The organism is Burkholderia sp. Ac-20365 (assembly GCF_017104715.1).
Lineage (GTDB): Bacteria > Pseudomonadota > Gammaproteobacteria > Burkholderiales > Burkholderiaceae > Paraburkholderia.
On the sequence record NZ_JAAGPI010000029.1, the window covers coordinates 59,762 to 84,273 of the forward strand.

At 62.9% G+C, this 24,512-nt stretch carries 25 protein-coding genes; 12 read left to right on the forward strand and 13 right to left on the reverse strand.

Going from position 1 to position 24,512, the window contains the following annotated elements; all coding sequences use genetic code 11:
* Window positions 1-28 precede the first annotated feature (28 nt).
* Together G3O01_RS33350 and G3O01_RS33355 are read right to left on the reverse strand one after the other, a co-directional pair.
* Window positions 29-478, reverse strand: a complete 450-nt coding sequence (locus G3O01_RS33350) for a hypothetical protein (RefSeq protein WP_205811248.1) — start codon at window positions 476-478, stop codon at window positions 29-31.
* A gap of 256 nt (window positions 479-734) precedes the next feature.
* Window positions 735-2,093 (reverse strand): MFS transporter, encoded by a 1,359-nt coding sequence (locus G3O01_RS33355; RefSeq protein WP_205811249.1) that lies wholly within the window; start codon window positions 2,091-2,093, stop codon window positions 735-737.
* Between the two features lie 888 nt (window positions 2,094-2,981).
* Here G3O01_RS33355 and oxlT point away from each other — a divergent pair.
* From oxlT to G3O01_RS33395, 8 genes are all read left to right on the forward strand, one after another.
* Complete coding sequence (oxlT, locus tag G3O01_RS33360) at window positions 2,982-4,334, forward strand: oxalate/formate MFS antiporter (protein ID WP_205811250.1); 1,353 nt, start codon at window positions 2,982-2,984, stop codon at window positions 4,332-4,334.
* A 324-nt stretch (window positions 4,335-4,658) separates the two neighbouring features.
* Entirely contained in the window at window positions 4,659-5,678 is a 1,020-nt protein-coding gene (locus G3O01_RS33365; RefSeq protein ID WP_205811315.1) for a MoxR family ATPase, read from the forward strand.
* A complete protein-coding gene (locus G3O01_RS33370) occupies window positions 5,675-6,541 on the forward strand; it encodes a DUF58 domain-containing protein (RefSeq protein ID WP_205811251.1) in 867 nt (288 codons plus the stop codon). The genes G3O01_RS33365 and G3O01_RS33370 overlap by 4 nt, the downstream gene beginning before the upstream one ends.
* The gene (locus G3O01_RS33375; RefSeq protein WP_205811252.1) at window positions 6,538-7,416 is read left to right on the forward strand and encodes a hypothetical protein; all 879 of its coding nucleotides are present in this window, start codon (window positions 6,538-6,540) and stop codon (window positions 7,414-7,416) included. The genes G3O01_RS33370 and G3O01_RS33375 overlap by 4 nt, the downstream gene beginning before the upstream one ends.
* Window positions 7,413-8,411 (forward strand): vWA domain-containing protein, encoded by a 999-nt coding sequence (locus G3O01_RS33380; RefSeq protein ID WP_205811253.1) that lies wholly within the window; start codon window positions 7,413-7,415, stop codon window positions 8,409-8,411. Before G3O01_RS33375 ends, G3O01_RS33380 begins: the two co-directional genes overlap by 4 nt.
* Window positions 8,408-8,968 (forward strand): MxaK protein, encoded by a 561-nt coding sequence (locus G3O01_RS33385; RefSeq protein WP_205811254.1) that lies wholly within the window; start codon window positions 8,408-8,410, stop codon window positions 8,966-8,968. The genes G3O01_RS33380 and G3O01_RS33385 overlap by 4 nt, the downstream gene beginning before the upstream one ends.
* Window positions 8,965-9,924: a VWA domain-containing protein gene (locus tag G3O01_RS33390; RefSeq protein WP_205811255.1), complete on the forward strand. Its 960-nt coding sequence runs from the start codon at window positions 8,965-8,967 to the stop codon at window positions 9,922-9,924. Before G3O01_RS33385 ends, G3O01_RS33390 begins: the two co-directional genes overlap by 4 nt.
* 59 nt (window positions 9,925-9,983) lie before the next feature.
* The gene (locus G3O01_RS33395; RefSeq protein ID WP_205811256.1) at window positions 9,984-10,307 is read left to right on the forward strand and encodes a hypothetical protein; all 324 of its coding nucleotides are present in this window, start codon (window positions 9,984-9,986) and stop codon (window positions 10,305-10,307) included.
* A 15-nt stretch (window positions 10,308-10,322) separates the two neighbouring features.
* On the opposite strand, the gene G3O01_RS33400 is transcribed toward G3O01_RS33395, so the two are convergent.
* Window positions 10,323-10,667: a winged helix-turn-helix transcriptional regulator gene (locus tag G3O01_RS33400; RefSeq protein ID WP_205811257.1), complete on the reverse strand. Its 345-nt coding sequence runs from the start codon at window positions 10,665-10,667 to the stop codon at window positions 10,323-10,325.
* Window positions 10,668-10,758: 91 nt separating this feature from the next.
* Between G3O01_RS33400 and G3O01_RS33405 the strand changes: the two genes are divergently transcribed.
* Window positions 10,759-11,541: an SDR family oxidoreductase gene (locus G3O01_RS33405; RefSeq protein WP_205811258.1), complete on the forward strand. Its 783-nt coding sequence runs from the start codon at window positions 10,759-10,761 to the stop codon at window positions 11,539-11,541.
* Window positions 11,542-11,619: 78 nt separating this feature from the next.
* Here G3O01_RS33405 and G3O01_RS33410 read toward each other — a convergent pair whose 3' ends face one another.
* The 10 genes from G3O01_RS33410 to G3O01_RS33455 all read right to left on the reverse strand — a co-directional run bounded on the left by G3O01_RS33410 (window position 11,620) and on the right by G3O01_RS33455 (window position 21,887).
* Window positions 11,620-12,243, reverse strand: coding sequence for a DAK2 domain-containing protein (locus tag G3O01_RS33410; protein WP_205811259.1), 624 nt, complete (start codon window positions 12,241-12,243; stop codon window positions 11,620-11,622).
* 13 nt (window positions 12,244-12,256) lie between these two features.
* Window positions 12,257-13,267 carry a dihydroxyacetone kinase subunit DhaK gene (locus G3O01_RS33415; protein ID WP_205811260.1) on the reverse strand — a complete coding sequence of 337 codons (1,011 nt, stop codon included), beginning with the start codon at window positions 13,265-13,267 and terminating at the stop codon, window positions 12,257-12,259.
* Between the two features lie 19 nt (window positions 13,268-13,286).
* Window positions 13,287-14,288, reverse strand: a complete 1,002-nt coding sequence (locus tag G3O01_RS33420; protein ID WP_205811261.1) for an ABC transporter permease — start codon at window positions 14,286-14,288, stop codon at window positions 13,287-13,289.
* Window positions 14,285-15,847, reverse strand: coding sequence for a sugar ABC transporter ATP-binding protein (locus G3O01_RS33425; RefSeq protein ID WP_205811262.1), 1,563 nt, complete (start codon window positions 15,845-15,847; stop codon window positions 14,285-14,287). Before G3O01_RS33425 ends, G3O01_RS33420 begins: the two co-directional genes overlap by 4 nt.
* Window positions 15,848-15,902: 55 nt before the next feature.
* Window positions 15,903-17,012, reverse strand: coding sequence for a sugar ABC transporter substrate-binding protein (locus G3O01_RS33430; protein ID WP_205811263.1), 1,110 nt, complete (start codon window positions 17,010-17,012; stop codon window positions 15,903-15,905).
* Between the two features lie 97 nt (window positions 17,013-17,109).
* Complete coding sequence (locus G3O01_RS33435; protein ID WP_346779236.1) at window positions 17,110-17,790, reverse strand: class II aldolase/adducin family protein; 681 nt, start codon at window positions 17,788-17,790, stop codon at window positions 17,110-17,112.
* Entirely contained in the window at window positions 17,787-18,875 is a 1,089-nt protein-coding gene (gene mtnA / locus G3O01_RS33440) for an S-methyl-5-thioribose-1-phosphate isomerase (protein ID WP_205811264.1), read from the reverse strand. Before mtnA ends, G3O01_RS33435 begins: the two co-directional genes overlap by 4 nt.
* Before the next feature lie 37 nt (window positions 18,876-18,912).
* Window positions 18,913-20,181 (reverse strand): S-methyl-5-thioribose kinase, encoded by a 1,269-nt coding sequence (gene mtnK, locus G3O01_RS33445; protein ID WP_205811265.1) that lies wholly within the window; start codon window positions 20,179-20,181, stop codon window positions 18,913-18,915.
* A gap of 28 nt (window positions 20,182-20,209) precedes the next feature.
* Window positions 20,210-20,908, reverse strand: coding sequence for a GntR family transcriptional regulator (locus G3O01_RS33450; RefSeq protein ID WP_241024474.1), 699 nt, complete (start codon window positions 20,906-20,908; stop codon window positions 20,210-20,212).
* Window positions 20,909-21,041: 133 nt separating this feature from the next.
* Entirely contained in the window at window positions 21,042-21,887 is an 846-nt protein-coding gene (locus G3O01_RS33455; RefSeq protein ID WP_205811267.1) for a CPBP family intramembrane glutamic endopeptidase, read from the reverse strand.
* A 273-nt stretch (window positions 21,888-22,160) separates the two neighbouring features.
* Here G3O01_RS33455 and G3O01_RS33460 point away from each other — a divergent pair, with 273 nt between their 5' ends.
* Genes G3O01_RS33460 through mauD form a run of 3 tightly spaced genes read left to right on the forward strand, consistent with a single transcriptional unit; the run spans window position 22,161 to window position 24,506 of the window.
* The gene (locus G3O01_RS33460; RefSeq protein WP_205811268.1) at window positions 22,161-23,318 is read left to right on the forward strand and encodes an amine dehydrogenase large subunit; all 1,158 of its coding nucleotides are present in this window, start codon (window positions 22,161-22,163) and stop codon (window positions 23,316-23,318) included.
* A gap of 7 nt (window positions 23,319-23,325) precedes the next feature.
* Window positions 23,326-23,892 (forward strand): MauE/DoxX family redox-associated membrane protein, encoded by a 567-nt coding sequence (locus tag G3O01_RS33465; protein ID WP_205811269.1) that lies wholly within the window; start codon window positions 23,326-23,328, stop codon window positions 23,890-23,892.
* Window positions 23,889-24,506 (forward strand): methylamine dehydrogenase accessory protein MauD, encoded by a 618-nt coding sequence (gene mauD / locus G3O01_RS33470; protein WP_205811270.1) that lies wholly within the window; start codon window positions 23,889-23,891, stop codon window positions 24,504-24,506. Before G3O01_RS33465 ends, mauD begins: the two co-directional genes overlap by 4 nt.
* Window positions 24,507-24,512: the final 6 nt, after the last annotated feature.

Here is a 24,512-nt window from a genome sequence, read left to right on the forward strand (position 1 = left end):
TGATCTGGCGACGCGGTGAACGGGGCGGCTAGGTCGACAGCACGCCTGAATGCGTGTGCGCGGGGCGAGGCGTGAGCTTCGCGGGTGCACCCGACGACACCGTCACGCCTTGCACCATCAGACAGAGCACGAAGCCGAGCACCTGCACGAAGCGGGCGAGAGAGAAGAAGCTTGCGTTGGTATCGACGCGATAACGGATTGCCGAGCCGTCCGCCAGGCTTCCCGTCGCGTAGACGGTATTGCGTGGCAAGCGAAACAGCGCTGAATACCCGCTCGCGACGAAGCGTGCAATCAGCAGTGCGCCGAGCACGGCAGCGCCGATGTGCAGACCTGGGATCCAGCCCGGCTGACCGGACATACCGGGCGATACAGCATTCGACAGATTGGCGAACGCCGAGGCGCCGCCACATGTGGCCGCAAACAGAAACGTTATAAGCCAGGAGCGTGGCGTCCCGGCCTCTCTCAAATAGTTGTACATGACATTTTTCTCGCAGAACCCCGTCTGCGGCATGCGTGGCTCGTAGCGCGCACCTCGTCGGCACGTCGCTCGAACATGCTTACGGCAACGCGTCACGAAACTTTAGATATGCACGTCGCAAGCGCTCGAACGCGGCTGTCGGCTGCTGGGCGACCTGACAATTCGAATGCGAAGAACTAAAAGCAACGCGCCCACGATCTCGACGATCGTGAGCGCGTTTTGAAAACCCTCTGCGCGCGAAAGCGGACTGCGCAGTTCAGTGACCGAGCGACTCCAGCTTCGCACCCGCCACTTCGCTGACCTGCGGCCGCGCCATCTGCTTGATGAGCAGCGCGACGCAAGCGACCAGACCGGCAATCGCGATCGTTGCAAATACACCTGAAAACGTGAAGTGACGGCGCGTCAGTTCCGCGACGAGGAACGAGCCGGCAATGCCGCCGAAGCGCCCGACACCGAGCATCCATGCGACGCCCGTGCCGCGCCCTTCCGTCGGATAGAACGCCGCGGCGAGCGCGGGCATCGACGATTGCGCGGTATTCATCAGCACGCCGGCAATGAAGACGATCAGTACCAGCGCGCCGACATTGCCGGCCGCCTGCCCGATGCAGTACACGCTGACGGCCGTCAGCGCATAGCACACGGCGATCACGCGGTTCGCGTTGAAGCGGTCCATCAGCACGCCGGCCAGCACCGCGCCGACACCGCCGAGCGGGAACAGCGCCGAGATCATCGTCGCGCTTTTCGGCGTGAGACCTGCGTCCTTCAGCAGGATCGGCATCCAGTTGATCGACGCGTAGAAGATCACGAGGCCCATGAAGTACGTGACCCACAGCATCACCGAGCCGACGATGTACGAACGCGACAGCACCACGCCCAGACCTTTGCTGCCCGTTTGCGGCGCGGTCTCCGTCATCACGAACGAGCCGGCGTTCATCGCCTGCTGCGAGATGCGCGCAAGCGTCGCGCGAATCCGTTCGACGGGCTGACTGCTCGCCACCATGAAGCGCACCGACTCAGGCATCTTCAGAAGCAGCACGACGCCCAGCACCAGCGGCGTCACACCGCCGAGCATCAGCACGCTGCGCCAGCCGAAATGCGGAATCATCCACGCGGCGAGAAAGCCGCCGAATGCCGCGCCCAGCGGAAAGCCGCAGAACATCAGGTTGATCACCGTCGCGCGGCGGCGGTCCGGGCAGAACTCGCCCATCATCGTCACCGCGTTCGGCATTGCCGCGCCAAGTCCGACGCCCGTGATGAAGCGCAGCACCGTCAATTGCCCGATGCTCGACGAGAATGCCGACGCGAGGCACGCAATGCCGAACAGGAACACCGAGGTCAACAACAGCGAGCGGCGTCCGAGCCGATCGGATAGCGGACCCGAACCGAGTGCGCCGCACGCGAGACCGAACAGCGCCGCGCTCAGCACGGGCGCGAGATCGGGCCTCGAGAGTCCCCACTCCGTCAGCAGCGACGGCGCGATAAACCCAATCGCCGCCGTGTCGAAACCGTCCAGCAGGACGATCACGAAACACATAAAAAACACGAGCCATTGAAAGCCGCCAAACGGCTGCTCGTTGATGAACGTCTGGACGTTCACGACGGAAGTACGGTTCATCGCCTGTCTCCTGCTTCTGCTTGAGCCTGTCGCCTATATTGCCTCAGAGGCGAGGCACTGTATTCATGCTCGTGACGAATCCGGGGCGCGGCGTGAAGCTGGTGTGTCGCGCGCCTTTGTTCGCATATCGCACAATCTTTCAAATTGCGAACACTTTAGCGTTTTGCATCGGCGAGCGTCAACGAAGGGTTATTACTGATGGATGGGTGTCCAGACGGCAGATTCGGCGTATCGGACAGGTCACGCAGTACATCCGGCTAAGGGTGCGCATCGCGTGACTGCGAAGTCGCTTCACGCTGCCCCTTACCGTTTACACCTCAAAAACAAGGGCAAAACTGCGAAACCGATCGTTCTGGATGCCTTATCAACTTCGATTTTTCATCACCGTGACAAGCGTATCGGTCCAGATGCCTGCCAGTTGTCGCGCGATTTCATTTCGCCCTTGATCTGAGACTAACCCGGCGTCTTTTCACCCCGGACAACGCATCCCGACCACGCCCACATAATTACAAACAAAAAACTTTCCTTACTTTTTACTTTCATATATAACGACAGGGCATGTCGCGAACACGCCTGTCTCGCACATGTCCTCAGCCCACCCGTGCTAGCCGGTGGGCTTTTTTTTGGTGTGTACGCTTAATCGCAAGTCACATACAAATTCCTTTCATCAGTCATTAAGCATCGGTGAAAACCCCCTCACGCTTTCACTTGACTTACTTGATATATCACATATCGTATGGAATCTATCAGCGCCGCATTTTTGAGCGTCGGTGATCGGAAGAGCTACTCAGGCTCCCGCAAATATTCAACAGGCGAAGTTCGCAACTATCGTGCACGCGACGGGAGCAGGCGCCCAGGCGCCCACCCTCGTCGACAAAGGAGACAGCGATGAAGACAGAGCATCAGGAAGGGCCGTCGTCGTGGTATGCATCACCGTGGGTGCAGCTCGTGTTCGGTGTGGTCTGCATGGCGATGATCGCCAACATGCAGTACGGCTGGACGCTGTTCGTCAACCCGATCGACGAGAAGTATCACTGGGGCCGCGCGGCCATTCAGGTTGCGTTCACAATCTTCGTCGTGACAGAGACCTGGCTCGTGCCGATCGAGGGCTATCTCGTCGACAAGTACGGGCCTAAGCCCGTGGTGGTCGGCGGCGGGCTGCTGTGTGCGGTGGCCTGGGTGATCAACTCGATGGCGTCGTCGCTGCCGCTGCTGTACATCGCGGCCGCTATCGGCGGGATCGGTGCGGGTGCGGTGTACGGCACGTGCGTCGGCAATGCGCTCAAGTGGTTTCCGACCCGCCGCGGGCTTGCCGCGGGGATCACGGCAGCCGGGTTCGGCGCGGGCTCTGCCGCGACCGTCGTGCCGATTGCCAACATGATCAAGCACAGCGGCTACGAAGCGACCTTCCTGTGGTTCGGTCTCGGCCAGGGCATCGTCGTGTTCCTGCTGGGCCTGTTCCTGCTGGCGCCGTCCGCGAGTCTGCTGGCGTCGGCGAAGAGCGCAGTTTCCAGTGCTGCGAAGCGCCTCGTCCATAACGCGACGCCGCGCGAGGTGGTGTCCGCGCCCGTGTTCTGGGTCATGTACCTGATGTTCGTGATGATGGCGGCAGGCGGCCTGATGGCGACCGCGCAGCTCGGTCCGATCGCAAAGGACTTCGGCCTGCATGATTCGCCCGTCTCGCTGCTCGGCCTGACCTTGCCCGCGCTGACCTTCGCGCTGACGATCGACCGCGTGCTCAACGGTCTGACGCGTCCGTTCTTCGGCTGGATCTCGGATCGTATCGGCCGGGAAAATACGATGTTCATTGCGTTCGCCATCGAGGCCGTCGGCATTCTCGCGTTGTCGAAGTTCGGGCAGAGCCCGGTTGCCTTCGTCGTGCTGACGGGCATCGTGTTCTTCGCATGGGGCGAAATCTATAGCCTCTTCCCCGCCACCTGCGGCGACACGTTCGGGCCGAAGTTCGCGGCCACCAATGCCGGTTTGCTGTACACCGCGAAAGGCACCGCGGCACTGCTGGTGCCGTTCACGAGCATCGTCACGGCAGCAACGGGCAGCTGGCACGCAGTGTTCCTGCTGGCCTCGGGTATGGCTGCGATTGCCGCGCTGCTGGCCTTGTTCGTGCTGAAGCCGATGCGCCGCGCCTACGTGCAACAGCATACGGAGCCTTCGCTGGACGTGCCGTACGGCTCGTCGACACGCATCAGCGACTCGGCTCGCATTTCGGCCGAAGGCGGCTGATCCGCGTCTGACGTTTGAAGCTGTCAGGTCAGGATGCCCGTTCGCGACCACGCGACGGGCATCCGCCGTTTTGCCACCCACCCACAGCACCCCATTCCTGGCGCACTCTGTAGCAGCCGGCGTGACACACTGCGCTCCCCGCGCATCCGCCTGCCCATCCGTCGCCATGCGTTCACGCCGATGCACCAGTCTGGCACGAACCATGCGCGCCACGCTGTCGCCGATACGCACGCCGCCTCCACAACGCTTCGCCGCCGCAATCCGTCGAATCCGCAGGCGTACGTGTCGCCCTTCCGACGCTGGCCGACCGCAGAGGCGAATCCGATGGACCGCGAAGAGCTACTCGAAGACTGGCGCACGCTCGCGCTCGATATCGAGCATCAGGTGGAAAACGCCGTCATCGGGCAACCCGGCACCATCCGGCTGATCAACGTCGCGCTGTTCGCGCGCGGGCACGTGCTGCTCGAAGGCGGCGTCGGCGTAGGCAAGACGACGATACTGCGCGCGTTCGCGCGGGCGATCGGCGGCGACTTCGAGCGCGTCGAAGGCACGATCGATCTGATGCCGGGCGATCTCGTCTATCACACGTATGTCGATGCCGAAGGCCGGCCGCGCATCGAGCCCGGCCCGCTGATCAAACACGGCGAGCGCCTCGCCACGTTCTTCTTCAACGAAATCAACCGCGCGCGCCCGCAGGTGCAATCGCTGCTGCTGCGCGCGATGGCCGAGCGCTCCGTTTTCGCCTTCGACCGCGAATACCGCTTTCCTCATATGACCGTATTCGCCGATCGCAACAAGGTCGAGAAGGAAGAAACGTTCGAACTCGCGTCGGCGGCGCGCGACCGATTCATGTTCGAACTGAATATGTCGACGCCCGACGACGCGCCCGCCCGCCGCTCGCTCGTGTTCGACCCCGACTTTCACGACACGGAAGCACTGCTCGCGCGCGTGAGCACCGACGTGCTGCCGTGGCAACGTCTGAATACGATCGGCGCGAGCATTCAACGCACGATCCACGCAAGCGAAGCGATCGAACGTTACGCGCTCGACATCTGGCGCGCGACGGAAAACCCATTGCAGTTCGACATCACGCTCGACGACGTCGACATGCAGCGCCTCATTCTTGCCGGCGCGAGCCCGCGCGGCATGAGCGCGCTGTTGCGCGCGGCGCGCGTGGTCGCGTGGCTCGACGGGCGCACGTATCTGACACCGGAGGACATCCACCAGGTGCTGCTGCCGACGCTCGGCCATCGTGTGTACTTCACGCCGATCTACGAACTGCGCCGCCAGGAACTCGCCGATGCGCTGATGGCGCAGATCGTCTCGCGGATCGCTGCGCCGTGAACACGCTCGCGGAGTTTCAGTACCGGCTGCCCGTGCGCGTGTCGGGCGCGCGGCCAGGCGGACATCGCGGCTCGAGCGTCGGCATCGGGCAGGAGTTCGCTGCGCATACGCGCTTGTTCGATCATCCCGATCCGCGCCGGATCGATGTGCGCGCAAGCATTCGCACGGTACAGCGCGAATGGCTCGTGCGCGTGCACCGGCAGCGTGTGGCCGTGCCTGTGCATGCCGTCGTCGATGTATCGGCATCGATGCGCTTCGGCGCTGCTGCGACGAAGCTCGATGTCGCGGCGTCTTTCGTCGAAGCGCTTGGCTATAGCGCGTTTCGCATCGGCGACCCGGTCGGCATGCTCGCATTCGACGATGAAGCGCGCGAAGACCTGTTCGTGCCCGCGCGCCACGCGCGCGGCATGGGCCCGCTGATGGCGGAACTGCTGCGCGACTGCGCGTCACGCCAAACCCGCACGCAGTCACGTGAAAGCGGCTTGCGTGACGCCGCCACGCGTCTTGCCGGACGCTCGTGTCTGGTGTTTCTCGTCTCCGATTTCCATTGGCCGCTCACTGCGCTGCCAGGACTGCTCGACACGCTGACGCACGCGTGGGTCGTGCCCGTCGTGCTGTGGGATCGCGCGGAAGTCGAACCGCCGTCGCACGATGGCTGGATGTCGCTCGTCGATATGGAGTCGGGCGAGATGCGTTCGATGTGGATGCGCGATTCCGTTCGCACACGCTGGCGCATTGCAGTGACCGAACGCCGCGCGCAGATCAATGCGCTGTTCGCGCGGCACGGCATCCGTCCGTTCTTCAATCAGGGCGCGTTCGAACCGGAAGCGCTAAGCCGCTATTTTCTCGAGATAACGGCATGACGCGCATCGATATCTGTGCGACGAGCCTTGCGTGTGCGCTGATGATCGCAAGCGCGAGCGTCGATGCGGAACCTGCGACCGTGCAGCAACCGCGCGCATTCGGTCATGTGCTTGGCGACGTCGTAACGCAACAGGTGCTGCTCGGTTCGAACGATAGCGCTGGCGAACTCTCGGCGATGCCGTCGACAGGGCGCGTGAACGCTTGGCTAGAACGCCGCACGCCTTCGATCACGACGGACGCCGACGGCCGTCGCTGGCTCGTACTCGACTATCAGGTGATGAATTCGCCGCGCGCGCCGACTGTCACATCGACGCCGCCGCTGCAATTGCGGCTCGCTTCGGGCAAGACGCTCGATGTCGCGGCCAGTCCCTTGTCAATCGGTCCGCTCGCACCGCTGGGTCTCGCCGACGCGGGACGCCTCGCCGGACTGCAGCCCGACCGGCTCGTCGCGCCTGAACCGACCGCGCCGCTGCGGCGCGCGTTGATCATGTGGAGTGCGCTCGCCGTCGCGGTGATGATCGCGTGGCTTGGCTGGTGGCTATGGCGCAATCAACGCGATGCGCGGCAACTGCCGTTCGCGAAGGCATGGGCGCGTTTCGGCAAGCATGACGATGCCGCGCTCGAAGCGGATCCCGATGCATGGCGCGGCCTGCATCGCGCGCTCGATGAAGCAGCGGGCCATGTCGTGCTGGCGGGCGCCGTGCCGGAACTGACGCGGCAAGCCCCGCATCTGCGCGAGTTTCAACCGCAACTCGAACAGTTCTTCCAGCGTTCGTCCGACCGCTTTTTCAGCGGGTTGCCGGTGGCGACGCCGTTCAGGTTGCGTGAACTCTTTCGCGCCCTGTATCGCGCAGAAAAGCGCCATCACCGATGAGCACGCCGCCTGATTTCCTCTATCCGTGGGCGCTGGTTCTGTTGCCGCTCGCCGCGTTGCCGCTGCTGCGCCGAAGCATCGATACGCTTCCGTATTCGTGGGTCGCGTGGCTGCCGCGCGATCGCGCGGGCCGTGTCGTTGCGATCATCTGGCGCGCCGCTGCGATGATCGCGCTCGCGGCCGTGATCGTCGGACTGGCGGGGCCGGGTTGTTCGGGCGAACACAAGCGCATCACGGGGACGGGCGCGGAGATCCTGATCCTGATGGACGGCAGCGGCAGCATGAATCAACCGATCAGCAGCGGCTCGTTGAACGTCGCCGACGCGCCCACGGCAGGCGAGACGAAGAACCAGATGGCGCGCGATGCGATCACCGCGTTCGTCGCGCAACGCGCGAACGACCGCCTTGCGTTCATGCTGTTCGGCACGCATCCGATGCTGGCCGTTCCGTTCACACGCAATCGCACGGTGATCGACGCCGCGATCGCCGCCACGGGCGTCGGACGCGGCACGCCCGATACGCTGCTCGATCACGGACTGCAATCTGCCGTCGAACTGTTCGACGGCCATGCGCGCCAGAGCAGCCGCGCGATCGTGCTGGTATCGGATGGCGGCGCGCGACTCGACGACGTGGCGCGCCAGCATGTGCGCGCGGGCCTCGCGCGCAACGGTGTCGCGTTGTACTTCATCTATCTGCGCAGCGGCATCTATAGCCCCGACCTGCATGTGCGCCCCGCCGACACCGACCAGTCGCCCGAAGCCGAGCTGCACCGCTTCTTCCTGTCGCTGCCGACGCCCTATCGCCTCTATCAGGCGGACAGTCCGCAGCAGGTCGCGCGCGCCATGAGCGACATCGCGCGCAACGAGAATGCGCCCGTGTCGTTCGTCGAGCGGCTGCCGAGACAGGATCGCAGCACGTGGTTTTACGCGGCGGCGCTGGTCTGCTGCGCGCTGCTGGTCGGCGTGTGGTTCATGCAAAGGCGGAGCCTGCGATGAAGCGCTTGCCCATTCATCTGCTGTTCGGCGCGGCGACCTTGTGTTGCGTCGCTGTTGCGGGCTATTACGCGGTGCGTCTTCAGCACATCGCGCAAGCTGATCGCGATATGACCGCGATCAGTACGCTAAAACGCGAGCAATGGAGCCAGTCCGCAGTTGACAGCAACAACCCCGCCGTGCGGCTCGCACAAGCCGTCGCGCTCGCGCGTGCAGGCCAGCACGCGGAGGCCGGCAAGCTCTACTACGAACTTTCACGCGTTGCACCGTCGAGCGAAACAGGCCGTCTCGCGCTCTACGATCTTGCCAACATGTATCTGCGCGAAGCCGCGGGCGACAGCGCACAAGGCCCGGTACGTTCGCCGCCGATGCTCGAGACCGCGAAAGCGCGCTACCGCGATCTGCTGCGTCTCGAACCGGGCAACTGGGATGCGCGCTATAACCTCGAACGCGCGCTGCGCCTCGCGCCCGAAGCACAAGACACCGCCGACGATGTCAACGACGTCAAGGAGCAGCACAACATCAACGTGCGCGGCGCGGCGCCGGAGGAACTGCCGTGACGCGCGATGCACGGCCCTGGACGCGCTATCTGCGCGGACGCTGGTGGCAGATTCCGCTCGCGTCGCTGCTGCTCGCGGCAGCCGTGCTGATGCCGCCCATCGAGTTCAAGCGCCCCGTGTACCGCTATGTCGTGACATTCGATATCACGCAGAGCATGGACGTCGAAGACGTGGCGATGAACGGCAAGCCTGCGAGCCGGATCGACTTCGCAAAGGCGGCGATGAGCGACACGTTGGCGCATCTGCCGTGTGGATCGGAAATCGGCTGGAGTGTGTTCACGAATCAACGCTCGCTGCTGCTGGTCGCGCCCGTCGAGGTGTGCAGCAACTACGACGCGTTGCTGTCGTCGCTCGATCAGATCAGCGGGAACATGCGCTGGGTGAATAGCAGCGTGATCGCACAGGGCGGCATCTATTCGGCGATCCGCGCCGCCGTCGATCTGGGCCACGGCACCGATGTCGTGTTCATCACCGACGGCCAGGAAGCGCCGCCCGTTGCGCCGAACGAAACGACGGTGCGCGACATACCGCAAGGGCTCGTGCATGGCTGGCTGATCGGCGTCGGCGGCGACCAGCCCGCGCCGATTCCCAAGACCAATGCTGACGGCGTGCGCACCGGCTACTGGCAGGCGGACGAAGTGCGGCAGGTGCGGCCTGAACCGGGCGCGCCCGCCGTCGCCGAGAGTCACGAAGAGCTTTCGCAGCTTCGCGAACCGTATCTGGAAGCCGTGGCCGGGCATCTTGGCTTCGGCTACCGAAGGCTCATCGCGCCGACTTCGCTGCGCGCGTCGCTGATGGATGCGCGTTACGCGCATCCCGTTCCCGTCGCTACCGATATCCGCTGGGTGCCCGCATTGCTCGCGCTAGTGCTGCTCGTGTGGCGCTTTCTGCCCGTGCGGCGCGCCGTGCCGGTGGACAAGTCCGCTAGCGCCGCAGTTGTTACGGCACGCGCTTAAAGAAAGGACTCAGGCACGCTGGCTGCTCCTTCGTCATCATTTCGTAAGGATATCCGGCCATGCACTCGACCCTGATTTCTTCCCTCTCGCGCCGCCTGCTTTTATCGACAGGCGTATTTTGCGCGGCGATGTCGCTATCCGTATTCGCCGATGCGCAGATCACCGCACCGGCTGGCGCCACGCCGCAGGAAAACCGCACCGCGCCGATGGGCACGAAGGCCGATCCACCGCCCGCGCACATGCACGAATCGCACACGCCACAAGCAGTGGACGCAAAGCCTGGCCAACGCGGCAAAGCGAAGGCAGCGTCAGGTCAAAAACCGGAAGGCGCTGGCGGGTTCGACAACGGTCTCGAAGGCACGGGGACTGGCAGCGTCAAATGAAACGCGGGGCCGTCTTCACGTTTCGTCGAACGGATTGGCGTCCTTTTGCTCGGACCACTTGAGCAGCGCATCGAGTGCGGGACACAGCGCCTGTCCCCACTCCGTCATCCGGTACTCGACCTTGGGCGGCACCTGCGGATACTGCTTTCGTTCGACGATACCGTCCGCTTCCAGTTGCCGCAATTGTTGCGCGAGCATCTTTTGCGAAATGCCCGGAATCAGTTTCTCGAAGTCCGAATAGCGCTGCACCTTGCCGTCGAACAGATGGAAAAGGATCACGAGTTTCCAGCGTCCTTCGAGCAGACGGAACACGGCTTCGACATCGGCGGCAGCCGTTGCGGGCGTATAGACCTTCCTCATAAGTAAGTCACTTACTTTTTCGTGCGTTCTTGAAGAACGCGTTGTTGATCGCGACAATCAATGTATCGCAATTCAAGACTTCAAATCGGATATGGCACTCAACGCATTGAATCTCGCAGGGATGCGAACGCTCGTTACAGCGGGAACGAAGGGCATTGGCAAAGCGGTGGTCGAGCGCTTTGTTGAACTGGGCGCGAACGTAGTGACGACAGCGCGCACGCACCCTTCGGATATCGACGAACGGCACTTCATTCCGGCGGACCTCACTACCGAAGAAGGTTGCGCGCACGTCGCGCGTGCGGTTCAGCAAAGGCTTGGCGGTCTGGATGCGATCGTGCACGTGCTTGGCGGTTCATCGGCGCCAGCAGGCGGCTTCGCCGCATTGAACGACAACGAATGGCAAAAGGAACTCGACCTCAATCTCTTCCCCGCCGTGCGGCTGGATCGCGCGCTATTGCCGGGCATGCTCGCGCAAGGCAAAGGCGTCGTCATTCATGTCACGTCGATTCAACGCCAGCTTCCTTTGCCCGAATCGACAACCGCCTATGCTGCCGCGAAGGCCGCGTTGGCGGCGTACAGCAAATCGCTGTCGAAAGAAGTGACGCCCAAAGGCATTCGCGTCGTACGCGTGTCGCCCGGCTGGGTCGAAACGGAAGCCGCTGTTGCGCTGGCGGAACGGCTCGCGAGTGACGCGGGCACCGACTACGAAGGCGGCAAGGCGATCATCATAAAGGCGCTCGGCGGCATTCCGCTTGGGCGGCCCGCGAAGCCGCATGAAGTCGCGGATCTGATCGCGTTTCTGGTGTCGCCGCTCGCGTCGGCGATCAGCGGAACCGAGTATGTGATCGATGGCGGAACGGTGCCGACGGTTTAGGCCGGACCTGCAAAACGTCTGGATCAAAGCGCGGTGTGATCGCCGTCGTCCGCCGCGCTTTGACCTGACTGCCCCTCTTCAACCCACGGCAGCCTGAAGCGCTTCGAGAAACCGCAAATACGCGGTCGCGCCAGGATCGGCGTGACCGATACTGCGCTCCTGGACCCACGCCGCCCGTCCCTTCTGCGATTGCAGCGCGGCCGTGGTGTCGATCTGCTGCCGCGCGGTCGCAATCATTTCGGTCAGTATCTCGTGTGCACTGCCGTTCGATGACTCGAGCACATCGAGACTCGGCACCAGCGCGTCGAGCACCGTCTTGTCGCCGACCTTGCTCTTGCCCCGTTCAATGATGCGTGCCCCTACCGCGCGTCCAATCGTAAGTACGTCGTCCTTGCCGACTTCATGTTTATCCAGCATCGTCTTCGCCGCTGCCAGCAGCCCGCCGCCGATCAACGCAGCGAATGTCGACGGATTGGCCGTTGAAAAGGCCTGCCCGGAAGCTCGCAAGAGGTCACTCATCGGCGCGTCGTCCGGCAATGCGGTCAGCGCTTTCACGACTGCCGCCGAACCCTTCTGCACCGTGATGCCGAGATCGCCGTCGCCGAGCGCCGCATCGAGTTCGCGCAATTCTTCCGTGTGCGCCGGCAGCGCCTCCAGCGCGCGGACGAGCAGCGCGCGTATGTCGTTGCAGGACATGCTCATGATGTTCGCTCCGTCAAACCAGCAGCCAGTCGCGATACAGCGGCGAACGCGCGGGCGCGGCAAGCAGCGTTTCGAGTTCGTCGTCGAGCAGCATCACCGTGATGGACGCGCCAGCCATTTCGAGGCTCGTCACATATTCGCCGACATACGAGCGCGCAATCGACAGGCCGTGGTCGCCGATCACATTCGCGGCGCGCCTGAACAGCAGATACAGTTCTTCCAGCGGCGTCGCGCCCAGTCCATTGATGAGCACCGCGAGACGCGAACCCTTCGGCGCTTTCAGGTCGCCGAGAATCTCGCCCATCAGCCGGTCTGCAATCGCATCCGCGGATTCCAGCTTGCCGCGATGCGTGCCCGGTTCGCCGTGAATGCCGATACCGATCTCCATCTCGCCATCGGGCAGCGTGAAGGTGGGTTTGCCCGCGGCGGGCAGAATGGTCGGCGAGAGACCAACGCCCATCGTGCGGCACTGTCTGTTCGCCTTCGCGCAGATGCGCGCGACTTCATCGAGTGAATCGCCGCGTTCCGCCGCTGCGCCCGTGCATTTAAAGACGAACGCCATACCCGCCACACCGCGCCGGTCGCTCGCGCGTTCGGCGGGCGCCGATGCGACATCGTCGGTCAGCAGCACCGTCTTGATGTCGATGCCTTCGGGCTCTGCGAGATCGGCAGCGAGATCGAAGTTGAAGACGTCGCCGCCGTAATTGCCGTACACATACAGCACGCCCGCGCCACCGTTCACCGCTTTGGTGGCCTCGAAAATCTGTTCCGCCGAGGGCGACGAAAACACATTGCCCACGGCCACGCCGCTGCACAGCCCTTCGCCTACATAGCCGAGAAAGCCCGGCAAATGCCCCGAACCGCCGCCCGTCACGATGCCGACATGGCCCGCTTTCGGCGCATCGGCACGCACGAGCGCGCGGCGGTCTGCCGTCGCGGCCTTGATCCAGCCAGGATGCGCCAGGAACAATGCATCAATCACTTCATCGACGAAATCATCCGGCTGGTTGATGATCTTCTTCACGCGATTCTCCTTGTGATGATCAGTTCTTGCGCCGCTGACTGAGCGCATCGAGCATGACGGCGGCGAAAATGACGCCGCCCTGAATGAACTGGGTCCAGAATGGATTGACGCCGAGCAGCGACAGACCGACGTTGATCACGCCGATCAGCACCACGCCGATGAACGTGCCGACAATCGAGCCGCGCCCGCCCGCGAGCGATGTCCCGCCGATCACGACGCCCGCGATCACCTGCAACTCGAGTCCATTAGCCGCCGACGGCAACGCGGAATTGAGCCGCCCCGCAAGCACGATTCCCGCAATCGCCGAGGTCACGCCTGCGAGCGTGTAGGTCAGAAAAATCACGCGACGCACGGGAATCCCCGCAAGCCGCGCCGCTTCCTGATTGCCGCCGACTGCGAACACCTGATGCCCGAAGGTCGTCTTGCGCAGCAGGATATGGCCGATTGCGAACACGATCAGCATCACGATCATCGGCGCGGGCAGGCCGGCGAACGTCTTCGCGCCGAACAGCGTGAACGCGTTCGGAAAATCGAACTTCGTGCGGCCATCGGAAATGGCGAGCGTGAGGCCGCGGCCCATCGCCATCATCGCGAGCGTCACGATGAACGGCACGAGCCTGAGCCATATCACCGAGAAGCCGTTCAGCGCGCCGACACCCGCGCCAACCGCGAGCGCAATCGCGAGACCCGCGATGCCGATACCGACGGCGTCGGGTGTCGAGCCCGCCATCAGGGTCGCCGCGACCATCCCGCTCAACGCGACCAGCGAGCCGACCGACAGATCGATGCCCGACGTGATGATCACGAACGTGCCGCCCACGGCCGCGATGCCGACTACCGATGTCTGCACGAGAATGTTGGTCAACGTGCTGGTAGTGAGAAACTCCGGCGACGCGATCGACAGCACCACACAGATGACGATGAGCGCAGCCAGCAGCGGACCGACGCCACTGCGCAACTGCCGGATCACGCGACTCGAAAGGGCTTCCGGATCAGACTGTTTCGCTGCCGTCGACGTCATGCTCGTGCTCCTGTTGTCGCCCATTGAATCACCGTCTCCGAATCGGCTTCGTCGCGCGGCAGTTCGGCCACGATCCTGCCGCGATACATCACCAGCACGCGGTCGGACATGCCAAGCAGTTCCGGCAGTTCCGAGCTGACCATCACGACGGCCGCGCCCGCGCGCGCCATCGCGACCATATGCGCGTAGATCTCCGTCTTCGCGCCGACGTCGATACCGCGCGTCGGCTCGTCGAGCATGATCACGGCGGGCTGCGTGGCCGTTGCGCGCCCCAGAATCACCTTCTGCTGATTGCCACCCGACAGATTGCCCGTGATATGCGCGACGCTCGGCGCGCGCACGCCGAAGCGCGCACTCGCCTTTTGCGCGAGCGAACGCTTGCGTCCGTTGCGCACGAACCCACCTGTCGCGATCGCTTTCAGACTGGACAGCACGATGTTTTCTTCGATGCTCGCGTCGAGTACGAGCCCTTCGAGCTTGCGATCTTCAGCGGTATAGACGAGACCCTGGCGCACGCCATCGGCGGGTGAACGGACTGCCGTCCTGTTGCCGCGAATGAAGATCTCGCCTTCCGTCACCTTCTGCGCGCCGAAAATCGCCTTCAGCAACTCCGTGCGCCCCGCGCCCGCAATGCCCGCAATTCCGACAATCTCGCCTGCGCGCACCTTGAAGCTCGCGTGCCGCACGATGGGCGGACTCGCGAGATCGCGTACTTCGAGCACGACCGGGCCGTAATCGCGCGGCTCCCATGGATAGAACGAATCGAGATTGCGCGCGACCATCGCCTGCACCAGATCCTGTTCGGTCCACGCCGACATCGGCCGTTCGCTGACTGTCGCGCCATCGCGCATCACGACGGCGGAATCGGCCAGCTCGAACACTTCTTCCAGATGATGCGAAATAAAAATGATGCCCATGCCCGCTGCGCGCAAACGTCTGACGACCGCATACAGATGCGAGATGTCGTCGTGCTGCAAGGCGGCTGTCGGTTCGTCCATCACCAGAATGCGTGCATCGCGCGCGATGGCTTTCGCCACTTCGATCAGTTGCCGCTTGTTCAGCGGCAGATCGCCGAGCCGCATGGATGGCGACACACCGTCGAGGCCCACTTGCGCGAGCGCCTCGCGCGCATCCTGATCGGCTTCGCGACGCTGGACGAAGCCGTGCCGCGCCGGCATGCGGCCGAGAAACAGGTTCTCCGCCACCGTCATGTCGTTGACGAGCGACAACTCCTGATAGATCACGGCGACGCCTGCATCGATAGCAGCATGCGTGCCGCGTCCGAGCGGCACGCCGTTGATCTCGATCGTGCCTTCGTCCGGCTCGTAAGCGCCCGATAAGGTCTTGATCAGCGACGATTTGCCCGCACCGTTTTCGCCGACGATCGCCAGCACGCGGCCCGCTTCCAGCGTCAGGCTCACACCGCGCAACGCCTTCACGCCAGGAAAGCTCTTGACGATGCCTTCCATGCGGAGCAGCGGCGGCACTTCGCTGTCGATGCCCGCACGCGCGCGTGGCTGAACGTTGTCCTGCGGATGCGAACCTGTCCCTGCGTTCATGTGCTCATCCTGCATTCGATGACGGGCGCGCGCATTGCGCACGCCCGTCGGTACCTTACTGGCTGACCTGCAGCGACCACAGCCCGTATTTCTTCGTTTCATCCGAATCGATATTCGACTTGTCGATCAGGAAGGTCGGCCATGCATACGTGGCGGGCACCGACTTGCCCGCCGCATTGTCGGCGATGAAACTGAGCGACTTCGCGGCCATTTCGATCGGATTCTGCGAGATCGTTGCGTCCTGCTTGCCGGCGCGAATCGCCGACAGCGCCTGCGCCGTGCCGTCCGCGCCGATCACGAGGATGTGCTCCTTGTCGCCGAGCGGCTTGTAGCGGCCCGCGTTGTCGATCGCTTTTTCCGCGCCAACGGTGTTGTCGTCGTTGGCACCGAACACTGCATCGATCTGCGGGAATTTCTGCAGGATGCTGGTCATCGCGTTCAGCGACTTCTCCTGGTCGAACGCGCCTTCCTGCCGCGCCACGACCTTGATGTCCGGATACTTCGCGATCTCGTCGCTAAAGCCCTTCTCGCGATCGGTAGCAGCCGTCGTGCCGACCAGGCCGATCAGATCGACGACATTGCCCTTCGCGGAGCCGTAGCGTTTGGTCAGCTGATCGGCAATCCACTTCGCGCCCGTTGCGCCGAGCGCAACGTTATCCGACGCGACGAACGACGTGACCTTGCCGCCGTCCGATCCGCGATCGAGCGTGAAGACAGGGATATTCATCTGATTCGCTTTCTGAACCACGGGGATGATCGCTTTCGAATCGATCGGGTTCAGCACCAGCGCGGTGATGCCTTGACTCAGCAGGTTATTGGCGTCGTTAACCTGTTGTTGCGCGTCGCCGTTCGCGTTGGTCTGCACGAGTTCGAACCCCTGATCCTTCGAGCCCTTCTCGACACCCAGCTTCAGGCCGACGAAGAACGCGTTGTTCAGCGTCGCGATCGAAAATCCGATCTTGGTCTTGCCGCCCGCAGCCGACGCCGCCGGTGCCGCGCTCGCGACCGCGGCGCCGCTTGCGCTCGCATCGCTCGCCGCCGTGCTGGACGACGGCGACTCGCTCTTCGAACAGCCGCTCAATGCAGCGGCGATACACAACAGTCCCATACTCGCCGGCGCGGCGAGTGACGTCCATCCGTTAAAACGTGCTGAATACCAGGCCATGAGCGTCTCCATTGTTTGAATAGTCAGACATCGGATACCGGGCGTCGGGGTACGCGAACGCGCGATCCGACGGGTCAGACACGAAACACACTGCACACTAGGGCCGTTTGCGTTGCACGCCGTAGTGACTGAACCTGTGAACCACTTCTTCCATCTGCTCGTCCGACAGCACGGGCGGCACCCCAAGCGTCGCCGCAAGCAGATACTGCTGTGCCAGCACTTCCACTTCATTCGCGAGCCACAACGCCCGCGCCAGACTGACTCCGAGTGCAATCACGCCGTGATGCGCGAGCAGGCACGCGGTCCGGTCCTGTAGCGCGGCCACTGCGTGATCCGAGAGGCTCTGGCTACCAAACGTTGCATACGGCGCGCAACGGATCGAATTGCCGCCCGCCGCGGCGACCATGTAGTGATGCGCGGGAATATCGCGGCCGTGAATCGACATCGCCGTGGCCGCGTTCGAATGCGTATGCACGACCGCTTCGATTTCGGGCCGCGCGCGCAGAATGTCGCGATGAAAACGCCATTCGGTCGACGGCCGCTTTTCGTCGAAAACGGGTGCGGCCGCATCGATATCGAGTGGCAACCAGACGATCGTATCGGCTTCGAGTTGCGCCGCCGGCACGCCGCTAGGCGTAATCAGAAAGCCATCCCGCCAGCGCGCGCTCACGTTGCCCGACGTGCCGTGGTTGATGCCAAGGCGCACCATTTCCCGCATCGTGTGCACGATGTCGGCACGCAGCGCGTCTTCCGTCAGCGACGTGCTATTCACGCTCACGATGCCGCACTCGCAGCGGCCGCCTGCGGCTGAAACATCTCGGCAAGCTTCGTTTCAAAGGGTTCGGCGATGATGCCCCGCTCCGTGATGAAACCCGTCACGAGTTCGTGCGGCGTGACATCGAACGCGGGATTCAGCACCTTGACGCCTGCGGGCGCGATCTGCTGACCGCCGACATGCGTGACCTCGTCGGCATGACGTTCCTCGATGACGATCTTGCTGCCATCGGGCGTCTGCAGATCGAGCGTCGACGAAGGGCACGCAACATAGAACGGCACGCCGAAATGACGCGATGCGATGGCAAGACTCAACGTGCCGATCTTGTTTGCGAAGTCGCCATTCGCCGCCACGCGATCCGCGCCGACAATCACGACATCCACCATGCGCCGCGCCATCAGCGACGCCGCCATGCCGTCGGTGATCAAGGTCACGTCGACCTGTGCCTGTTGCAACTCATACGTCGTCAATCGTGCGCCTTGCAGCAAAGGGCGCGTTTCATCGGCATAGACGCGAAACGCGATGCCTTCCCGATGCGCCATATAGATCGGCGCGGTTGCGGTGCCGAGGCCCGTCGTCGCCAGCGCACCAGCGTTGCAATGCGTGAGCACGCCGCAACCCTGCGTGATGAGCGGCAGGCCGTGCAGGCCGATCTGTTCGCACAGCGACTGATCTTCGCGATGAATGCGCGTCGCTTCCTCGACCAGCGCCCGATACAGCGATGCAGAGTCCGTCGCGGCCGAAGTCCCGGCCGCGCGCAGCATGCGCTTCAAACTCCAGTTGAGGTTGACGGCCGTGGGCCGCGCGCTATCCAGATACGCGGCCTGCTCGATCAATGCGGCGCGAAACGCTTCGACAGGCAAATCGCACGAGGGCTGCATCGCCACACACAGACCATAGGCTGCTGCCACGCCAATCGCCGGTGCGCCACGCACGCGAAGTTCGTGAATCGCCCGCCATACTTCGAACGCTGTGCTCAGCGTTTCGATCGCGGTTTCGCGCGGCAAACGTGTCTGATCGATAATCCGCAGACTGTCGTGTTCCCACGCGAGCGTAGCAGGCAGACTGTCGAACTTGGGCAAGACCATAGGTTCTCCACCACGTTTTGATGTGTGCGTTTTCCGCTCACTGCAACCGCTGCTCGCGGCCCTGTATATCGCGCGCCAATGCGACGACTGCCGCAATCGATCCGAACGCATGACGTTCGATCAGCAAGCGCTCGGCAAACTGGATGCACTTCACTTCGACGGCTGCACGGACGGTATCGTCGGAAATGCTGGTGATATCCGCGACCTTCGCCATGCCGACGATCCGCCGGATCATCTTGCAACCGGCGAAACCCAGCGAACTCGCCAGCAGTCGCTGCATGAAGCGCGCACGAAACGCCTCCGCGCAGTTGCCGCCAGGGTCATCGCCGATGAAGTGGCTTTTGCGGCGGCTTTCATGTTCACGCCACAACTGCCGGAATTTCTTCTCGAACCCCGACCAGATGCCCGTGATCTGGTCGAGCAGCCACTCGCGATAATTCTCGTGCTCTGCCTCGATACGACGGTCGTGCCAGTCGCGCGAGAAATAGGCAAGCAACAGGTTCGCCAGCACGGCGCCGACATCGAAACCCATCGGCCCATAGAACGCAAACTCGGGATCGATGACATAGGTCTCGTCTTTGTTCACCATGATCGAACCCGTATGCAGATCACCATGCAGCAAGGTTTCCGCATCGTTCATGAACGACCATTTCATCTCGGCCACGGCCACGCGCAGCGCAGGCGTTCGCCAGACGCGCTCGATCAGTTTCTTCGGGAACGCATTGCTGTAGACGTTGGACGGATGATCTTCGAAGGGGAACGTGAAAACGAGTTCTTCGGTGATCTTGCAAAGCTCCGTGTTGATTGCGGCGCTCACCGCGTGCTTTTTCACTTCGGGCGCGAGAAAGAGATCCGAGCCGTAGAACAGCGTGTGTGCAAGATAGGTCGACAGATGCTCGGTGAGCTTCGGATAGACATGACCGTCCATCAGCTTCTGTCGCAGGATTGCATGCGACGACAGCCGCTGCATCACCATCAGATAGAGTTCGGTGTCGGCGTGATACACGCGCGGTACATGTTGCGGACACAGTTCGCCGAAGCGCCGCAGCGCGGCAACTTCGCGCTCCATCCGATGCCGCGTCAACGGCCACGACTTGCCGACGAGCCGCAAAAACGGCGGCGCCTGTTTGACGACGACACTCTTCTCCGGCGTCCGTGAATTGCTGACGAAATACACGTAATTGAGGTTGCCGTCGCCCACTTCCGCGATGTCGAGTTCGCCCGGTTCATTGAGCAACGCATACACGGATGGCACGCCTCGCAGATACGCGGCCAGCTCCGAAGAACTCAGTGCTTCGAATTCCATCAACGTCTCCTCCGCGATCGGTCCGGCTTCAGCGCTTCTTGCGCACCAGATCGAACTTGAAGATGCTCGTGTTGTAGTAGTCGTTGCTGTAACAGATCGGCTCGCCGCTTTGATCGAAATCGACTTCGTCGAGCAGCAGAAACAGACCGAAGCCGTCGCCGAGTTCCGGCAGATCGCGCGGCGTGAGAATGGTCGGCTGGATCGACGTGTGCGTGTGCGACAGCCGGCGGCCCGTGCGCTCGAACATCGCGAACAGCGACTCGCCGCCGAGGTCGCCATGCGCCGCGTCGAATACGTGCTTCGGCACGATGTCGATGCAATACGCGGCGATTGCATCGTCAGCGCATCGCACTCTTTCGATGCGCACGCAATCGTCGCCAATACGTAGCCGCAGTTTCGCGGCAAGATTCTCCGACGCCTTGATCTGATCGACCTGCAAACGGCGCGTCGAGGGCGTGGCGCCGACACTGCGAATCATGTCCGTCACAGACATCAGATCATCGAGCCCACCTTCGAGCTTCAGTGAAATTTGTCTGATGAAGGTGCCACGTCCCTGCACGCGAGTCAGCAAGCCGTGCGAAATCATCTGCGCGACGGCTTCGCGCAAGCTGGAGCGCCCTACGCCCAGCAGCTCGCAAAGCTCTATTTCCGTGGGGATTTGATCACCTGGCTTAAGGGCACGCTCCCGGATCATCGACATCAATGATTCCTGGATCTTGTCGCTCATTGAACGTTCGACGCTCAGGCGCATGCCGGTACCAGGTATTGAAAGTAGCTGAAATATACATCAGACATCTGATGTTTTTATCGGTGTTTACCCGCGCGAGAAAGCGCGGGCAAACACGGAGATCCGATCGCAATCACGACGCGGCAAGCATCGGATAGGTGAACAGAAAGAAGTGCGTCACGTTAAGGCCGAAGTGGGCGAGCACAGCCGCCCGCAAACCGCCGAAGCGAAACGCCAGTCCGTAGCCAATCCCAGCGACGCTTCCAGCGATGACCCAACGCCAGCCTCCTGCAGCATGCGCGAGGCCGAACAATAGCGACGCAACGCAAAGGGCGATGAGGTCGGCATGCGCATGTCGCTGCAGAAGACGGCGCAGCCCGCCTTGCAGATAGCCTCGAAATAGCGCCTCTTCGGCGAACGTGACGAGCAACAGGTTATTGAGCAGCCAGAGCCAGCTGACGGACGGCCACTTCGGCTCCCATCTGACGAGTCCCAGCATCAACGCGATCATCAGACATGCGACCGACGTCAGCACCATGCCCGTCACGCCTGCCTTCAGCGCGGCGCGCAGATCGTGTGGCGGCCGGATCCATGGCAGAACCAGCAGGAGCCAGAAACCGATCAGCGGCTTGTCGAGATTGAGGTACATCGTGAACGGCACCGCATCCGCCGAAAATCGCACCGGCCCGATGACCTGAGGGTTATGAAACCCCGGCAGCCAGTGCATGCTCAGCGCAATCGCGAGCACGATAAACATCAGATGACCGGCGCATTGCATGCGGTACGTCCGCTGCGGCAACACGGCGCTGGCAGCAATCAGCAACAGCGCGACGGGAATCAGGGCGAGCACGCCGAACTGTCCGCCTGCCAGCGCGACGCCATAGGCGATGACGAGCAGGCCAACCGCGAGCCATCGAAGTGCCGATGACCACGCGATGGGCGCGGCGAGAAAAATTGCGATCCATGGAACGGCGAACATTGGGCTCCCAGGTCTGAGTTGCGCTTGAGTGAAAGGGTGAAACGGCCGGGGCGCAAGGATACCAACTTAAAACGACCGCCCGTTTCGCTCCTAGATACATACCCCTATTCCCAACAGCGGCACCGCGTACAACCTGACACATCGCCCACATCCCTTTCAGCAAGACTACCAATATCCCATATCGGCACGCACGCCTTGCCGGTTTCGGCGTTGGCCCGATTTTTCGTCGATCTAAAGTCGCCTCACACAACGTGAATCCCTACTGGAGGCGACATGAGCATAAGGCGACGCACCGCGGCTACCGCGGCGACGCTGGCATTTGCGGCTGCATGCATCGGCAGCGCGCACGCAATCGAAAAGCCCGAAGAACTGACCGTGCAGAAGCTGCCCGCGTGGCATCCGCATGAAGTGTTCGTCGTCGATATTTCGATGCCGTCGATGACGGACGCGCGCATTTATATGTACGACGCCGACGCGAAAAAGCTGCTCGGACAGATCGACGCCGGCTTCGCGCCGGGCTTTGCGATTTCGCCCGATCACAAGACGAGCTATGTGTCGACCACGTACTTCGCGCGCGGCTCGCACGGCACGCGCACCGACGTCGTCGAACTCACGGACAACTCGACGCTCGATCACACCGGCGAAATCGTGATCCCGCCGAAGCACGGCCAGCACGTCCCGTCGCCGTACAACACGACGTTCAGCGCGGACGGCAAGCGTCTTTACGTGACCAACATCACGCCCGCTGCATCCGTCACGGTCATCGACGTCGCGACGAAGAAGGTGCTCTCCGAGATCGACATGGCCGCCTGCGTGCTCGCCTATCCGTCGGGCAACGACCGCTTCACGGGTCTGTGCGAAAGCGGCAAGGCGCTCACCATCACCCTCGATGCGCACGGCAAGGAAGCGAAGCGCGTGATGTCCGACGCGTTCATCGACGTCGACAAAGACCCCGCGTACATCAATGCATCGCCGTATCAGGGCGGCTATCTGTTCACGACTTTCCACGGCATGGTGCGCACCGCCGATTTCCACGGCGACAAGCCCGTGTTCGGCAAGCCGTGGTCGCTGCTGACGGATGCCGAGCGCGCCGAAGGCTGGCGTCCGGGCGGTTTGCAGCAGACGGCCGTGCAGGCGAAGCTGAATCGCTATTACGTCGCGATGCACAAGGGCGGCGAAGGCACGCACAAGGATCCCGGCACGGAAGTCTGGGTGTACGACCTGCAGACGAAAAAGCGCATTGCGCGCTGGGATCTGTCGCAGCAGAAGATCGATCCGATCGCATCGATTCAGGTCAGCGAAGACGACAAGCCGCTGTTCTACGGCATCACGGGCACGTCGGATCTCGTCGTGATGGATGCGCGTACGGGCAAGCTGCAGCACGTCGAAAAGCAGGTCGGCAATACGTCGTCGCTGCTCGTCAATCCGTGAGGCCGACATGATGCTCGATCCTGTACTCGCGACGGGCGCGCAAGCCAGCACGGCGATTGTCGTACTGCTCGGCGCTGTCGCCAAATGGCGGCGCCCTGCCGCGTTCCGTCAGGCGCTCGGCGACTACCGCCTGTTGCCCGATGCGCTGACGGCGCCCGCCGCCTTCGCCATCACGGCAGCGGAAACGGTCGGCGCTGCCGCGCTGCTGTTCCCCGACACACGCGTGATCGGCGCGATCGTGCTGGTCGCGTTGCTGCTCGCGTTCGCGGCGGGACTCGCGTTCAACATCCTGCGCGGCCACACCGATATCGATTGCGGCTGCTCGGGTTTTGCGGCAACGCAAGCCGCGACGCAAGCGAACGCGCCGCGCGGCATCGGCTGGTTCCATGTCGGGCGCGCACTGCTGCTCGCTGCGCTCGCCGCCACCGCGTTCATCGAGCCCGCGACGCGTTCGATCGTGTGGTTCGACTACCTGACGCTCTTCTTCGCCGTGCTGCTGATCGTCTGCGCACTGCTCACTTTCGATGTGCTGCTGGCCAACGTGCCGCGCCTCTCTCACTTGAGGAATTCATGATGCAAACCGCTCTCACCGTTTCCACCGCGCTCCTGTGGATCGCCGTTCTCGCGCTCGGCGCGATCTGTCTCGCCCTCGTTCGCCAGGTCGGCATTCTGTACGAACGCATCATGCCCGCAGGCGCATTGATGATCGATAAAGGCCCCGCTGTCGGCGCAATCGCACCGACCTTCGAGCTTGCCGATATTCGCGGCCAGAACGTGAAGGTCGGCGGTATCGATGCGCAAGGCAAGGCCACGCTGCTGTTCTTCCTGTCGCCGACGTGCCCGGTCTGCAAGAAGCTGCTGCCGCTGCTGCCGTCGCTGCAATCGAGCGAAACGACGCCCGTCAACATCGTGCTCGCCAGCGACGGCGACCTCGCCGAACATCAGCGCTTCGCGCAGAAGCAGAACCTCGACCGCTTCCCGTACGTGCTGTCGCAGGAACTGGGCATGGCGTATCAGATCGGCAAGCTGCCGTATGCCGTGCTGCTCGACGACAGCGGCAAGGTGCGCGCGAAGGGTCTCGTGAATACGCGTGAGCATCTGGAAAGCCTGTTCGAAGCGAAGGAACGCGGCGTCGCGTCGCTGCAGGAGTTCGTGCACGGCGATCATCGCCACGAACAGCACGCCTGAGCGCCG